Annotated in this window: 18 protein-coding genes; 10 read left to right on the top strand and 8 right to left on the bottom strand. The window is 61.9% G+C overall.

Going from position 1 to position 14,218, the window contains the following annotated elements; genetic code table 11:
• Position 1: 1 nt before the first annotated feature.
• Positions 2-400 carry a hypothetical protein gene (locus NKH13_RS00730; protein WP_352909874.1) on the top strand — a complete coding sequence of 133 codons (399 nt, stop codon included), beginning with the start codon at positions 2-4 and terminating at the stop codon, positions 398-400.
• Positions 401-479: 79 nt separating this feature from the next.
• On the opposite strand, the gene NKH13_RS00725 is transcribed toward NKH13_RS00730, so the two are convergent.
• Complete coding sequence (locus tag NKH13_RS00725; protein WP_352910772.1) at positions 480-593, bottom strand: hypothetical protein; 114 nt, start codon at positions 591-593, stop codon at positions 480-482.
• 162 nt (positions 594-755) lie between these two features.
• Between NKH13_RS00725 and NKH13_RS00720 the strand changes: the two genes are divergently transcribed.
• On the top strand, positions 756-2,240 hold the full coding sequence (locus NKH13_RS00720; RefSeq protein WP_352909872.1) for a carboxypeptidase M32: 1,485 nt from the start codon (positions 756-758) through the stop codon (positions 2,238-2,240).
• A gap of 206 nt (positions 2,241-2,446) precedes the next feature.
• A complete protein-coding gene (locus NKH13_RS00715; RefSeq protein WP_352909870.1) occupies positions 2,447-4,474 on the top strand; it encodes a DUF3857 domain-containing protein in 2,028 nt (675 codons plus the stop codon).
• Between the two features lie 138 nt (positions 4,475-4,612).
• Here NKH13_RS00715 and NKH13_RS00710 read toward each other — a convergent pair whose 3' ends face one another.
• Positions 4,613-6,415 carry an ABC transporter transmembrane domain-containing protein gene (locus tag NKH13_RS00710; RefSeq protein ID WP_352909869.1) on the bottom strand — a complete coding sequence of 601 codons (1,803 nt, stop codon included), beginning with the start codon at positions 6,413-6,415 and terminating at the stop codon, positions 4,613-4,615.
• A 203-nt stretch (positions 6,416-6,618) separates the two neighbouring features.
• Here NKH13_RS00710 and rpmE point away from each other — a divergent pair, with 203 nt between their 5' ends.
• Positions 6,619-6,840 carry a 50S ribosomal protein L31 gene (gene rpmE / locus NKH13_RS00705; RefSeq protein WP_006327661.1) on the top strand — a complete coding sequence of 74 codons (222 nt, stop codon included), beginning with the start codon at positions 6,619-6,621 and terminating at the stop codon, positions 6,838-6,840.
• A 67-nt stretch (positions 6,841-6,907) separates the two neighbouring features.
• On the opposite strand, the gene NKH13_RS00700 is transcribed toward rpmE, so the two are convergent.
• Positions 6,908-7,549 (bottom strand): TetR family transcriptional regulator, encoded by a 642-nt coding sequence (locus tag NKH13_RS00700; protein ID WP_352909866.1) that lies wholly within the window; start codon positions 7,547-7,549, stop codon positions 6,908-6,910.
• Positions 7,550-7,661: 112 nt separating this feature from the next.
• On the opposite strand from NKH13_RS00700, the gene NKH13_RS00695 reads away from it, so the two are divergent.
• Together NKH13_RS00695 and NKH13_RS00690 are read left to right on the top strand one after the other, a co-directional pair.
• Positions 7,662-8,495 (top strand): Rossmann-fold NAD(P)-binding domain-containing protein, encoded by an 834-nt coding sequence (locus NKH13_RS00695; protein ID WP_352909863.1) that lies wholly within the window; start codon positions 7,662-7,664, stop codon positions 8,493-8,495.
• 1 nt (position 8,496) lies between these two features.
• Positions 8,497-8,976: an anthrone oxygenase family protein gene (locus tag NKH13_RS00690; protein ID WP_352909861.1), complete on the top strand. Its 480-nt coding sequence runs from the start codon at positions 8,497-8,499 to the stop codon at positions 8,974-8,976.
• Between the two features lie 27 nt (positions 8,977-9,003).
• On the opposite strand, the gene NKH13_RS00685 is transcribed toward NKH13_RS00690, so the two are convergent.
• The 3 genes from NKH13_RS00685 to NKH13_RS00675 form a co-directional block, all read right to left on the bottom strand.
• Positions 9,004-9,315, bottom strand: a complete 312-nt coding sequence (locus NKH13_RS00685; protein ID WP_352909859.1) for an Rdx family protein — start codon at positions 9,313-9,315, stop codon at positions 9,004-9,006.
• Positions 9,312-10,061, bottom strand: a complete 750-nt coding sequence (locus NKH13_RS00680) for a YebC/PmpR family DNA-binding transcriptional regulator (protein WP_023678028.1) — start codon at positions 10,059-10,061, stop codon at positions 9,312-9,314. Before NKH13_RS00680 ends, NKH13_RS00685 begins: the two co-directional genes overlap by 4 nt.
• Before the next feature lie 234 nt (positions 10,062-10,295).
• On the bottom strand, positions 10,296-10,619 hold the full coding sequence (locus NKH13_RS00675; protein WP_352909856.1) for an ArsR/SmtB family transcription factor: 324 nt from the start codon (positions 10,617-10,619) through the stop codon (positions 10,296-10,298).
• 51 nt (positions 10,620-10,670) lie between these two features.
• On the opposite strand from NKH13_RS00675, the gene NKH13_RS00670 reads away from it, so the two are divergent.
• The 4 genes from NKH13_RS00670 to NKH13_RS00655 are packed head-to-tail and all read left to right on the top strand — an operon-like array spanning position 10,671 to position 12,491.
• Complete coding sequence (locus tag NKH13_RS00670) at positions 10,671-11,153, top strand: SRPBCC domain-containing protein (protein WP_352909854.1); 483 nt, start codon at positions 10,671-10,673, stop codon at positions 11,151-11,153.
• A gap of 28 nt (positions 11,154-11,181) precedes the next feature.
• Positions 11,182-11,574, top strand: coding sequence for a VOC family protein (locus NKH13_RS00665; protein ID WP_352640129.1), 393 nt, complete (start codon positions 11,182-11,184; stop codon positions 11,572-11,574).
• A 55-nt stretch (positions 11,575-11,629) separates the two neighbouring features.
• Positions 11,630-11,992 (top strand): VOC family protein, encoded by a 363-nt coding sequence (locus NKH13_RS00660; RefSeq protein ID WP_352909851.1) that lies wholly within the window; start codon positions 11,630-11,632, stop codon positions 11,990-11,992.
• A 31-nt stretch (positions 11,993-12,023) separates the two neighbouring features.
• Positions 12,024-12,491 (top strand): SRPBCC family protein, encoded by a 468-nt coding sequence (locus NKH13_RS00655; protein WP_352909849.1) that lies wholly within the window; start codon positions 12,024-12,026, stop codon positions 12,489-12,491.
• Here NKH13_RS00655 and NKH13_RS00650 read toward each other — a convergent pair.
• Together NKH13_RS00650 and NKH13_RS00645 are read right to left on the bottom strand one after the other, a co-directional pair.
• On the bottom strand, positions 12,488-13,276 hold the full coding sequence (locus NKH13_RS00650; protein WP_352909848.1) for a TerC family protein: 789 nt from the start codon (positions 13,274-13,276) through the stop codon (positions 12,488-12,490). The two genes, NKH13_RS00655 and NKH13_RS00650, sit on opposite strands and share 4 nt — an antisense overlap.
• A 70-nt stretch (positions 13,277-13,346) precedes the next feature.
• Positions 13,347-14,171: a TIGR00282 family metallophosphoesterase gene (locus tag NKH13_RS00645; RefSeq protein WP_352909846.1), complete on the bottom strand. Its 825-nt coding sequence runs from the start codon at positions 14,169-14,171 to the stop codon at positions 13,347-13,349.
• Between the last annotated feature and the right edge of the window lie 47 nt (positions 14,172-14,218).

The following is a 14,218-nucleotide window of genomic DNA, read 5'->3' as shown; positions in this document are numbered from 1 at the left end:
CATGCGCTTCTTCGCTCCCAGGAATCTCAGGACTGCTACGCTCGCCACACTTCTCCTCGCCGTTCCGTTTGCTGGCGCTTACGCCGGCCCGCGTGAGACGGCCTTGATCAATCAGATCCAGAGCGTGGAGACGGGTATCCAGGGCGCCATCCGGGCGAACAAGCTCGAGCCGGGCGAGGCACGTGACTTGCGCACGCAGGTCGCTCAACTCGATCGGGCCGCCCAGAGGGCCGCGCGCGATGGAACGATGCCGAGCACGCAATATCAGGGGTTGCTGGCGCAGCTCGACGATGTCAGCCAAAAGCTGCGCGCTGCTACCGGCAGTGCCTTCCTCATCGGCAACGGCGGCGATGGCGGATACTATCCCAACGGCTACGGCCCAAACTATCCGGGCGGCTGAAATCGGCCGCAGCGCCCGGCGCTGTAGCAATTGATTTTGCGCATGATCCTTTTCCAGCTTTCGGTTCAGGGATCATGCGCTAGCCCAACGCCAGCGCAATCAGCGCCAGCACTGCCGGCACTGTCTGGATGAACAGGATTTTACGGTCCGCCCTAGCCGCCCCGGAATGGGCGGGGCCCGCGACGCAGATCAGGAAGAAGACTTTGAACTAGAAACCGGCGCACGCCACCGCTTCCGCAAGATGCCTTTCGGCCGTTGCGGCCGGCAGTCAATGCATCGGTCGCGGAGGGCTTCAGGGGTTGCCAACAGTTTTGCATTGGTATCTTTTCCCGCCGTCAAATCAGCGGAACCCACAATGTCCTTTCAAAAACTCGACGACCTCGGCCACAAGCTCGAAGCGCTGGAACATGCGCTCGCCATCCTCGGCGCCGACGAGGCGACCCATATGGCGGTCGGCGGCGGCGAGAAGCGCGCGGAGGCAATGTCGGCGCTTGCCGGCATGCACCATGCCCGGGCGACTGCGCCGGAGATTGCCGACTGGATCGCGGCGGCCGAGCAGGAAACGCTGAACGAAGAGCAGCAGGCCGCGGTCAGGGAATCCCGCCGGCAATACACCAACCTGACCTGCCTGCCGGTCGAGTTCGTCGAGCGTCAGACGACCGCGCGCATGCGCTCCGAGCAGCTCTGGCGCGACCTGCGCGCCAAGAACGACTGGGCCGGCTTCCTGCCGGCGCTGGAAGGCGTCGTGGCGCTGGTCCGCGAGGAGGCGGCACTTCGCGCCGAGGTGCTCGGGCTCGAGCCTTACGACGCGCTGATGGAGCAATATGACCCGGGTAATCGCACCGCCGACATCACGCCTGTGTTTGACGAGTTGAAGGCCTTCCTGAAAGGCTTCGTGCCGGAGGCACTGGCCGTGCAGGAAGAGCGGCTGGCGAAACATCCGCTGAAGCCGCTTTCCGGCAGCTACCCCTTGGACAAGCAGCGCGAGCTTGGCCTCGCCATGATGGCGGCAGTCGGCTTCGACCTCACCCACGGCTCGCTGTCGGTTTCGCACCATCCGTTCTGCGGCGGCGTGCCGAGCGACGTGCGCATCACCACCCGCTACAAGACCTCGGATTTCCTGTCGGCGCTGATGGGCGTGCTGCACGAGACCGGCCATGCGCTGTACGAGCAGAACCTGCCGAAGGCGTGGGCGCACTGGCCGCTCGGCAAAGCGCGCGGCATGGCGGTGCATGAAAGCCAGAGCCTGTTCGTCGAAAAGCAGATCGGCCGCAATCCAGAATTCTGGCGCTGGGCGCTGCCGGTGGTCGAAAGGCACCTCGGCGAGAGCTGGACGATCGACGACATCCTGCCGCATGTGCACCGGGTCGAGCGTGGCCTGATCCGCGTCGATGCCGACGAGGTCACCTATCCGCTGCATGTCATCCTGCGCTACGAGCTGGAGCAGGAGCTTGTCTCGGGACGGCTTGAGGCAGCCGACCTGCCCGAAGCCTGGGATGCCAAGATGCGCGATTATCTCGGCCTGTCGACATCAGACAATCCGGCTGATGGTCCGATGCAGGACGTCCACTGGCCGGGTGCCGCCTTCGGCTATTTCCCCTCCTACACGCTCGGCGCCATGATGGCGGCGCAGCAATGGGCGGCGCTGACCAGGGATCATCCGTCAGCCGACGAAGACCTCGCCAAGGGAGATTTCGCCGCGATCAACGACTGGCGCCGCAAAAGGATCTGGTCGCAAGGCTCGCGCTGGTCGACGCCTGAACTGCTCGAACGCGCCACCGGCGAAAAGCTCAATGCCGTGCATTTCACCGACCATCTGAAGAAGCGGTACGGGAACTGAGGCGCTTCATCTATTTCTGGTCTTTGCCGCAGTGACCGCAGAAATCCGCGAGACTGGCCTTTACTTTGGTGGGAAAGCCTCTGAAAAAGGAGTTCTTCCAAGTTGGGCGAGCGTAGATGTCTGCCTGTTACAGTTTTCATGGGATGAAGTCCTTCTGGCCCCGCTTGGTACTTTTCATCTTATTGATCGGCCTGAGTTCTCCCGCCATGTCCGACGACATGGTTCTCAAGGGTCCGGCAGAAAGCTGGGTAAAGCAGCTTGATATTCCGGCTGCCGATCCCACCCGATCGGATCAAATCAAGAATGGCGTTTCATGGCTGCTCTCGGACGACCAGATCAAGCATCGCGCCGGCGGCTATGTCGAGTACTCGCGCACCGTCTATAAGATCGTCGACCGTCCCGGCCTGGATCGTGGCGCGAGTATCGATCTGCAGTTCGATCCGTCCCGGCACAAGGTCACGCTCAACCATCTTCACATCATCCGCGATGGCGCCGTTTTGGACCGGCTGGAAGGCGTCGAATTCGACATCTTCCGCAGGGAAAGAGATGCCGAGAAAGGCGTCTTCGACGGCTGGCTGACAGCACATGTCAACATCGATGATGTGCGTACCGGCGACATCGTCGATTACGGGTCGACCTATGAAATAACACCGCTGGTCGGCAAGGATCTCTTCTTCAAGAATTTCTCCACCGAATGGGAAGAGCCGGTAGCGCTTATCCGCACAAGCATCATTTGGCCTTCGGGCCAGCCGCTCGAGATCAAGACCAGGGGAACCCGACTCAGGCCCTCGATCTCCCCGACTGGGCCGGACACCACCTATCTGTGGGAAATTCCAAACCCGAAACCGGTCAATGTCGAGGATAACCTGCCCGTGACCTATCCAGGCTGGGGCTCCATCGATGTCGCGTCTACCGCGAATTGGCAAAGTGTGGTCGAGGCCGTTGCGCCCTATTACAAGCCAGCGACCGTTTTTCCCTCGGCTTTTGCCGCAAAGCTCGACGACATCGCTCTGCGGCATCCGGTGCCCGAAGACCGGATGGTCGAGGCAATGCGGTTGGTGCAGGACCAGATCCGCTATGTAAGCCTGTCGATGGGTGCCGGTTCCTACGTTCCGCGTGATCCCGCGACGGTCATCCTGAGCGGGTTTGGTGACTGCAAGGACAAGGCACTGCTGCTGGTTTCGTCGCTTGTGCGGCTTGGCATTGCTGCAGAGGTCGCCTTGGCCGATCTCGACGAGGGACGGGCCCTGGACCAGCATCTGCCGGCGCTTCGCGATTTCGACCATGCCATCGTCAAGGCAAGGATCGGAGCAAAGACATATTGGCTGGACGCCACGAACTATCTTCAGGGCGGCAAGGCGCACAATCTCGCACAGCCGGACTACGGCTTCGCGCTGCCGCTTTCCAGCACCGGGGGGTTGGAGAAGATGCCGAGTCCTGTGCTTACCAGCCCATCGATCCAGATCGTCGAGGACTTCGACTTTCCGCGGAAACCGGGCGATCCCCTCGTGCTGACGGTCTTCTCGACATATGAGGACGCCGATGCCGATTGGATGCGCGGCAACTTGGCCAGCCGGTCGCTGAGCGAGGTGTCGGACGCCTACCTGAAATATTACAACAAGCAATATCCGGGCATCCAAACCGTCGCCAAGCCGGAAATCGTGGATCGCCGCGACGGCAACATAGTGAGCGTGAAGGAAAGTTATCGCTTGCCGGCGGAGGCGCTGGCGGCCAACGATCTGGCAAAGAATTTCCCGATCCGCGCGGCCGATCTCGGCAACAACTCTCTTCCAACCCCGACAATCGTCGACCGAACCGGGCCCGTCTCCCTCGGCCCCCAGTTCTACCGGCGTCACAAGGTGACCGTGCGCAACCTCAAGGCGAGGTTTTCCGGCGAGTCGATGAAAAACGTCGTGACGCCCTATCTGTCTCTCAAGGCGTCCTGGTCCAACACGCCCACCGAATTTCAAGTTGAATGGAACTTTCAGACGCTGGCAACCGAAGTGCCGGCCAAGGCGATTGCCGACTATCTGAAAACCGTCGATGACGTCGCAGACGAAATTCGGTGGCAGTACGATTTTACCTATGAAGAGCCGCCTGCCGATGTGCAGCTCAGCGATCCGGCAAAGGAGCAGCGACAGACCGTCGCCAGCATGCTTTTGTTGTCGCTGCTTGTCGGCGTTCCCCTGTTCATCGCCTATCGACGCGGCAAACGCCGAGCTTTCGGTGGCTGAAGAATCCCAGCGGCCGCGGGCGGACAATGATGCCGAAAAGCGGATGCCGGTTTTCGGAAAAGATCACGGTCAAATGAGAAGATAGAGCCCGACCCCGATGTCATCGGTATGGAACAGGCTCTGGCTCGGTAGCCGATGCTACTCGGCCGCGCCCCTGAAAGCATTCGCCCCGGTATCGAACTGCAGCTTGGCCAGCCGCGCATAGATGCCGCCCTTGGCGACCAGGCTCTGATGCGTGCCTTCCTCGACGATGCGGCCGCCATCCATGACCAGGATGCGATCGGCCTTCAGCACGGTTGCCAGCCGATGGGCGATGACGATCGTGGTGCGGCCCTGCATCAGCCGGTCCAGCGCCGTCTGCACCAGCGTCTCGCTTTCGGCATCTAGTGCCGAGGTCGCCTCGTCGAGCAGCAGGATCGGCGCATCGCGCAAAATGGCGCGGGCGATGGCCACGCGCTGGCGCTGGCCGCCCGACAGCGTCACACCGCGCTCGCCGACCTGGCTGTCATAGCCCTTTTCGAGTTTTAGGATGAACTCGTCGGCAAGCGCGTCCTTCGCCGCCGCCTCGATCTCGGCCTGGGCGGCCCCCGGCCGGCCAAAGCCGATATTGTCGCGCGCGCTTGCGGCAAAGATGGTGACGTCCTGCGGCACGATGGCGATGCGCGCGCGGATCGCGGCCGGATCGGCCTCGCGCAGATCGACCCCGTCGATGACGATCCTGCCGGCCTCCGGATCGTAGAAGCGCAGAAGCAGCGAAAAGACGGTGCTTTTGCCGGCGCCGGATGGCCCGACGATCGCCACCGTCTCGCCGGGTTTGACCTGAAAGCTGAGGCCGTGGACGGCGGCGCGGTCGGGCCGGGCCGGATAGGAGAAGGAGACATCGTCGAAGCTGATCGCGCCTCTCGCCTTTGCCGGCAGCGGCTTCGGATCGGCGGGCGCCTGGATCGCGGGTTTCTCGGCCAGGATCTCGGTCAGCCGTTCGGCAGCGCCGGCTGCCTGGGCAAGTTCACCCCAGACTTCCGACAGGGCGCCGAGCGCGCCGGCGGCGAACACCGAATAGAGCAGGAATTGGCCAAGCGTCCCTGGCGACAGCGTGCCGTCGAGCACGTCGCGCGAACCGAACCACAGCACCGCCACCACCGAAGAAAAAATCATGAAAATGGCGAAGAAGGTGAGAAAGGAGCGGGCAAGGATCGAGGCCCGCGCCGCTTCGAACGCTGCTTCCACGGCGGATGAAAAATACCCGGTTACAAGCTTCTCGTTGGTGAAGGCCTGCAGCGTGCGCACCGCGCCGATCTGCTCGCTGGCGTAGGCGGTGGCATTGGCCAGAGTATCCTGCGCCAGCCGTGACTTGCGCCGCACCGAGCGGCCGAAGGCGACCAGCGGCAGCACGATTACCGGAATGGCCGCGATGACCAGGCCGGACAGTTTTGGGCTGGTGAAGACCATCATCGCCACGGCGCCAAGGCCGAGGATGACGTTGCGCAGCGCCACCGAGGCGGTAGCACCGACGGCCGATTTGACCTGTGTCGTGTCGGCGGCGAGCCGCGAGACGATCTCGCCCGACTGGGCCGTGTCGAAGAAGGAGGGCGACAGCGTGGTGACGTGGGCAAAGACATCGCGGCGGATATCGGCAACGACGCGCTCGCCAAGCGTGATGACGAAATAGTAGCGGCTGGCTGATGCCGCCGCCAGCACGGCGGCCATCACCACCAGCATGGCGAAATATTCGGCAATGAAGCTGGAGTCGGAAGCGGAAAAGCCGTGATCTATCATCCGCCGCACGGCCAGCGGCAGCGCAAGCGTCGTCGCCGCCGCGACGGCCAACGAGACGATCGCGCCAATGACCATTTTGCGGTAATGGGTGATGTAGGGAAACAGGCGCTGCAGCGGCCTCAGCGAGCGCCTGCGCTCGTCTGCATCGCCGCTGATGTTCGCCATGACCGTTTCCTTTGGCCCTTTGAGGTTTGCGCCATCAATATGCGCTTGCCGCGGCTTGTGATTCAATTCCGGCTGATGTATAGGCTCGCCGACCGTTTTAGAAGCCGTGGCTCCTCAATAGCTGCGGCTTCGAGTTTTAAAAAGGGGCGCATCGACGCAGGCTTCAGCCCGTCGGCAGCACCCGGCAAGCCAGGAACAGAACCATGAAGACCGACATCCATCCCGACTATCACACCATCAAGGTCGTCATGACCGACGGCACCGAATACATGACCCGTTCGACCTGGGGTAAGGAAGGCGATACGATGAACCTCGATATCGACCCGACCACCCATCCGGCCTGGACCGGCGGCCAGCAGACCCTGCTCGACCGCGGTGGCCGCCTGTCGAAGTTCAAGAAGCGCTTCGAAGGTTTCGGCCTCTAAGCCAACGACCTTTCGTACATCGAAAACCCGCCCCTCGTGGCGGGTTTTTTGTTGCCTAGGTGCGGTCCTACCGATCGAGCAACTCCCTGAGCGCCATCCGCTTGTAGGCGGCAACCAGCCTGTCGCCTTCCTGCCGCCCGACCGAGATCGCCAGCCGCATTGCGGCCTCGCCCATCTGCCAGATGAGAAACGCCGTCGTTTCCAGCGCTTCCGGATCGGCGGACGGCCGCAACCGCTTCAGCACCGCAGTGAGGAATTCGGCGTTGGCCCGGCTGTCGGCAAGCTCAAGCTCGCGCAATGCCTTGTCGGCCTGTGTCCCCGACCAGATGTCGCGCATCACCGGCTCGGCCAGGAATAACCGGTAGTAGATATCCACCAGCTCCGAAAATGCGTGGCGCAAGCCGTCGGCGTCACTGACGTCGGCAAGTGCTGCCGCAATGCAGGCCTGGCTTTCGGCGGTGTGGCGTTCGGCCAGCGCCCAGATGATCGCCCGCTTGTCCGGGAAGAACTGGTAGAGCGAGCCGATCGACACGCCGGCCCTCTCGGCCACCTCGCCCATGCGCATCGCATCGCTGCCTTGCTCGGCGATCAGCGCCGACGCGGCGGCCAACATGCGCTCGACCCGCTCGCGGCTGCGCTGCTGGCTCGGTGCCCGGCGCGGCGATGCGATCTGGCCATCCTGTGAATCCGATACGGCAGAGCCTTCCATCACTGTCTCCAGACGAACAATCAACAAATTGGCTTGACTCGCAAAATACGAGGGTTTATCACGTTTTGCAAATGTGAGGATTACTCACATTTGTAAACTGAGGAAAATCGACATGAACCCTACTGTAACGAAACCAACTTTGATCCTCGGCGGCACCGGCAAGACCGGCCGCCGTCCCGCCGAGCGGCTGACGGCGCGGGGCCTGCCGGTGCAGATCGGCTCGCGCTCGGGTACGCCGCCCTTCGACTGGGAAAATAACACGACCTGGGAACCCGCGCTTGATGGTGTCGGCGCCGTCTACATCAGCTACTATCCTGATCTTGCCGTTCCCGGCGCGGCGGAAACGGTCGGCGCCTTCGCTAATCTTGCCGTGGAGTGTGGTGTGCGCCGGCTGGTACTGCTGTCGGGGCGCGGCGAAACGGAAGCACAGCGCGCCGAAGAGATGCTCAAAGGTTCAGGCGCCGATTGGACGATCCTGCGCTGCGCCTGGTTTTCCCAGAACTTCAGTGAAGGCTTCCTCGTCGAATCTTTGCAGGAGGGCGAGGTGGCGTTGCCGGTCGGCAGTGTGGGCGAACCATTTGTGGATGCCGACGATATCGCGGAGGCCGCCTTTGCCGTACTAACCCAGCAAGGACATGTCGGAGAGCTCTATGAGCTGACCGGACCGCGGCTGCTGAGCTTTGCCGACGCGGTCGCCGAGATCGGCAGGGCGGCCGGCCGCGACATCCGTTTTATCAGGATTTCGCATGCCGAATTCACCGCCACCACAGCGGAGCACGAATTGCCGGCCGAATTCGCGTGGCTGCTTAACGAGCTGTTCACCGAAGTGCTTGACGGCCGCAACGAGTCGCTGACCGACGGCGTCCAGCGCGTGCTCGGCCGCGCCCCAAAAGACTTTTCCGCCTACGCAACCGAAACCGCCGCCACGGGCATCTGGAGGAACTGACATGATCATGAAGCTGCTTCCCACCCTCACCTTCGTCGCTGCCATTGGCTCAGGCGTTGTCGGCGGCGTTTTCTTCGCCTTCTCCAACTTTATCATGCCGGCGCTCGCCCGCTTGCCCGCCGGAGGCGGCATCGCCGCCATGAATTCGATCAACATCACCGTGATTACGCCTGCATTCATGACCGCGCTTTTCGGCACCGGGCTGGTCTGCCTTGTCCTTGCCGCCGGCGCTCTTATCGGCTGGAGCCAACCGGGTGCATTCTGGCTCCTCGCCGGTGCCCTAATCTATGTCGTCGGCAACCCGATCGTGACGATGATGTTCAACGTGCCGCTCAACAACGCCCTGGCGGCCATCGATCCGGCAAGCGCCAACGGCACCGCGGTATGGGCCACTTATCTCAGGGACTGGGTGATGTGGAACCACGTCCGCACCATCACCGCCATCGTGGCGCTGGGCTGCTTCATCTTCGCATGGCGGTGAATGCAGGACGGAAGTGTAAAAGGCCGGTCAGGCAGGGTCTTTTGACTTATGGCCCTTGCGGTCGGCGTGGCCGAGATCGCGATCCGGATCGATGACGTCGCGAACCAGTTGCTTGAGCTTTGCGGCGTCGGGAAAACCGCCGTCACGCTTGCGGTCCCAGACCAGCGTGTCATTGCAGGAAATGGTGAAGATGCCGCCGGTGCCGGGCACCAGCGTCACTTCGCCGAGATCGGTACCGAAGGTGGACAACAACTCCTGCGCCATCCAGCCGGCCCTGAGCAGCCATTGGCACTGGGTGCAATAGGTGATGCGGACGGTGGGCAGCGCGTGTTGGGTCATGCCGCGCTGAGCTTCGCCAAGGTCTCCTCGTCGACCTCGAAATTGGCGTAGACGCTCTGCACGTCGTCGTCGTCTTCGAGCGTCGCGACCAGCTTCATCAGCGATTGTGCCCGCTCCTCGTCGACCGCGATATTGGTCTGCGGCTTCCAGATCGGCTTCACCGATTCAGCCTCGCCGAGTGCGCCTTCCAGCGCCTTCGACACTTCGCCAAGATTCTCGAAGGCGCAATAGATCGTGTGGCCTTCCTCGTCCGACTGGACGTCGTCGGCGCCGGCCTCGATCGCTGCGTCCATCACCTTCTCGGCGCTGCCGGCCGATGCCGGATAGTAGATCTCGCCGACGCGGTCCCACATGAACGAAACCGAGCCGGTTTCGCCCATCGCCCCGCCGGCCTTGGTGAAGGCAGCGCGCACATTCGACGCCGAGCGGTTGCGGTTGTCGGTCAGCGCCTCGACGATCAGCGCGACGCCGCCTGGCCCGTAACCTTCGTAGCGAACGGCTTCGTAGGTCTCGGCATCGCCCATCGAGGCCTTGTTGATGGCGCGCTGGATATTGTCCTTTGGCATCGACACCGCCTTGGCGTTCTGCACCGCAAGGCGCAGGCGCGGGTTCATCGATGGATCGGGCGTGCCGCTCTTGGCGGCGACGGTGATTTCGCGCGCCAGCTTGGAAAACATTTTCGACCGCACCGCATCCTGGCGGCCCTTGCGGTGCATGATGTTCTTGAACTGTGAATGGCCAGCCATGGCACCCCTGTCGTCTTCTCGGCTAGAGCATCTGCCGCCTGGTGAACCACCCGGCATCTTGCAAAATGCTCGAATTCAAAATTTCAGAACGTCCTGCTGCGTCCGGACGGACGTACGGCGCTCTCTGTCGGAATGGCCGGCTTATAGATAAATCGGCTCAATTCGTCCAGCCGCGCCATTGCGTCGGCACGCAAGGGTTTCAAGACCCGAAAATCGGCAGGCCTCGGCAACCTTTCATCCCTCAAGATCGGATTTCAGCCGGTCGAGGATGCTGATCGCGTGCGTGGCATATTGGCTGATCCAGCGGTCGTGGATGTGCTTGATCGGCAGCGCGTTGAGATGGTTCCAGCGTTCGCGGCCCTCGCGCCGCGCCACCACCAAGTCGGCCTCCTCCAGCACCTTCAGATGCAGCATGACGGTGCAGCGGTCCATGTCTGGAAAGGCGTCGCACAACATGCCGGTGGTCTGCGGCGCATCCTTCAGCCGGTCCAGCAACGCACGCCGGCGCGGATGCGCCAGCGCCTTGAAAACATTGTCGTCTCGCGAATGGCTTGACATGTTATGTTTCTATAACATATCGTTGAGCCATTCAAGGAAGGAGCTGTGGATATGTCTCTTGGATTCAGGGTTTCTGGCCGTATCGGCAAACCGATCGCAGAAGTCTTCGACGCGGTCGTCAATCCGAAGAAGCTTAGCGGCTACTTCACCACGATCGGCGGCGCCAGCGCACCGCTGGTGGCGGGCGCCACCGTCATCTGGTGGGGCAAGGTTCCCGTGGAGGTCGACAAGGTGGAGAAAGACAGCCGCATCGTGCTGCGCTGGGATGCCACCGACGCCGACGGCAAGCCAGCCTACAAGACCCGCATCGAGATGGATTTCGAACCGCTCGACGATGGCGGCACCTTCGTCACCATCGCCGAGACCGGCTGGCACGAGGACGCGGTCGGCCTGAAGAAATCCTACCTCAATTGCGAGGGCTGGTCGCAGATGCTGGCCTGCATGAAGGCCTATGTCGAATACGGCATCAATCTGCGCGACGGCTATTACCGCAGCGAGATGAAGGGCGAGCCGGCCAATGAGAACAACATCTGAAAAACCACCAAGATGACGGAGGCCTGCGATGAAGCAAGTGACGCCATTTCTGATGTTTGAGGGCAAGGCCGAAGAGGCAATGACCTTCTATTGCGAGACGATCCCCGACAGCAGCGTCCTTGACGTCACACGTTACGGCTCCGGCGAAGACGGGCCGGAAGGAACGGTCAAGCTGGCGCGCGTGTCCATAAGCGGTCTGGAAGTGATGGTCTACAACAGCCCCGTGCACCATGCCTTCACGTTCACGCCGTCGGTCTCGCTGTATGTGGATTGCTCCACGGAGGCAGAGCTGAACGGCATTGTCGAGGCGCTGGCCAAGGACGGCAAATTTCTGATGCCGCTGGACAATTATGGTTTCAGCCGCCGGTTTGCATGGCTCAACGACAGGTTCGGAGTCTCCTGGCAAATCAATTTGGCATAGCGAGTTCTGGACCGAACCGGCCAATCGAACCTGAACACGGGAATGGAGCCAGCAAATGACCCCGAAGATCGCCGGCGGCATCAACATCGCCATGAAGGTGCCGCCACATCAATACCAGGCGACGATCGCCTTCTATCGCGACGTCGTCGGCCTGAAGCCATTCACGGCCAAGCCGCCGGCCGTCGGCTTCGAACTCGGTCCCAATCGGCTGTGGATCGACGAGGCGCCGATGATGAGCCAGGCCGAGATCTGGCTGGAACTGTTCACCGATGATTTTCCGGCCGCTGCGGAGCATCTCGCCAAGGCCGGTGTCGTGCGCTGCGACGCCATCGAGGCACTGGGTGAAGGCTTTCGCGGCGGCTGGATCACCAACCCGGCCAACATCATTCACCTGGTGCGCGAACCCGATGCCTGGTGAAAAGGCGTCGGTGCCGTGAAAGGAGGACGCTATGGAAATCTGTGAAACACCGACCGCCGAAGCCGGCATGCTGATAAGGCGGCCGGTCGCCGACGTATTCGAAGCCTTCATCGATCCGGCGATCACGACGAAGTTCTGGTTCACCCATGGCAGCAACAGGTTAGACAGCGGCAAGGAAATCCGTTGGGAATGGCGCATGTATGGCGTCTCGACGACGGTCAATGTCAGTGAGATCGTCGAAAACAAGAAGATCGTCATGCAATGGAGCGATCCGCCGACCACGGTGGTGTGGACTTTTACCGAAATGCCGGGCGGCACGACCTTTGTCGAGGTCCGCAATTTCGGCTTTGTCGGCAGCCCCGATGAGCAGGTCAAGCAGGCGATCGACTCGACCGGCGGTTTTGCGCTGGTGCTCGCCGGCGCCAAGGCGTGGCTCGAGCAAGGCCTGACGCTTGGCCTGACCGGCGACCGCCATCCGAAAGGCGTGCCGGGGCATTAGGTCAGCCGCGGTGGGCCATCCTCAGTGGCCGCCGCCTTTGCCTTCTTCCGCCGCCGCGCCAGCATGTTGAGCCCTTCGACCAGTGCCGAAAAGCCCATGGCAGCGTAGATATAGCCTTTCGGCACATGGTAACCCATGCCGTCGGCGATCAGCGTCATGCCGATCATCAGCAGGAAGCCGAGCGCCAGCATGACGATGCTGGGGTTCTTGGCGATAAAATCCGCCAGCGGCCCGGCCGCCAGCATCATCACGCTCACCGCCACGATCACCGCGATGTACATGATCGCGATTTCGTCGGTCATGCCGACGGCGGTGATGATCGAGTCGATCGAGAAGACGAGGTCGAGCAGCAATATCTGGAAAATGGCGCCGGCCAGCGACAGCTGCAGTGTCTCGCCCATCATCGTGTCCTGGTGATCATCGAGATCGACCGTGTGGTGGATCTCCTTGGTCGCCTTCCAGACGAGAAACAGGCCGCCGGCAATCAGGATCAGGTCGCGCCAGGAAAAGCCATGGCCGAAGGCCGTGAATATCGGCGTCGTCAACTGGACGATGATCGAGATGGTGGCCAATAGGATCAGCCGCATCACCAGCGCGGCGGAGATGCCGAGCCGCCGGGCGCGGGCCCGCTGCGCTACCGGCAATTTGTTGGTCAAAATCGAGATGAAGATCAGATTGTCGATGCCGAGCACGACCTCCAGCACGATCAGTGTCAGCAGCGCGACCCATGCCGTCGGATCGGAGACAAAGGCGAAATGCGGCGCCAGGAATTCGACTAGCTGCATGGAGGTCGTCCCCTCTACGATCTAGAGCAGTTTCGCCGGCAATTGGGTATTGCAAGCGTCTATATCAATGTCATGACCAGAAGGATGGAGCCGTTTCCTCCAGCCGCGGGCCGCGGCGAAACGGCGCGATCCGTTCGGTCAGGCCGCTACGGTCGGAAATGTCGACGCCGACGCCGCACAATGTCGCCGGTCCGGTCGACGCCTCGAAGCGGCCTTTCGGCACTTTGGATAAGAACCGGTTGAGCGGCTCCTCCTTGTCCATGCCCAGCGAGGAATCGTAATCGCCGCACATGCCGGCATCGGAAATATAACCGGTGCCGCCATTGAGGATCTGGTGATCGCCGGTCGGCTGATGCGTATGAGTGCCGACAACAAGGCTGGCACGGCCGTCGACGAAATGGGCGAAGCACATTTTTTCCGAGGTCGCCTCGGCATGGAAATCGATGACGATCGCATCGGCCTGCTCGCCAAGCGGACAAGCGGCAAGTTCGCGCTCGCCGGCCTGGAACGGATCGTCGAGCTCGGGATGCATGAACACCCGGCCCATGATATTGGCGACCAGCACGCGCGCGCCGTTCCTGGCAATGTAGACGCCTGACCCGCGCCCCGGCGTACCCTTGGGGAAATTGGACGGACGCAGGAAGCGCTCTTCGCGCGGCGCGAAAACCAGCGCATCGCGCTGGTCCCAGACATGGTTGCCGGTGGTGACGACATCGGCGCCGGCCGAGATCGTCTCGCGAAAAATCTCCTCGGTGATGCCGAAGCCGCCAGCGGCGTTCTCGCCATTGACGATGACGAAGTCGAGTTTGAAATCCGAGATCAGGCCGGGCAGTTGATCCCATACCGCCGTACGTCCTGTCTTGCCGACCATGTCGCCGAGAAAGAGAAGTCTCATATAAGCGTGATCCTGAACTGAAGGTCAGCGAAGCAAAAAGCTGCATG

The sequence above is a fragment of the Mesorhizobium sp. M1348 genome (genome assembly GCF_040317925.1).
In the GTDB taxonomy this organism is placed as follows: Bacteria; Pseudomonadota; Alphaproteobacteria; order Rhizobiales; family Rhizobiaceae; genus Mesorhizobium.
Note: the sequence above shows the minus strand (reverse complement) of the source record. Positions and strands in the feature narration are given on the sequence as shown.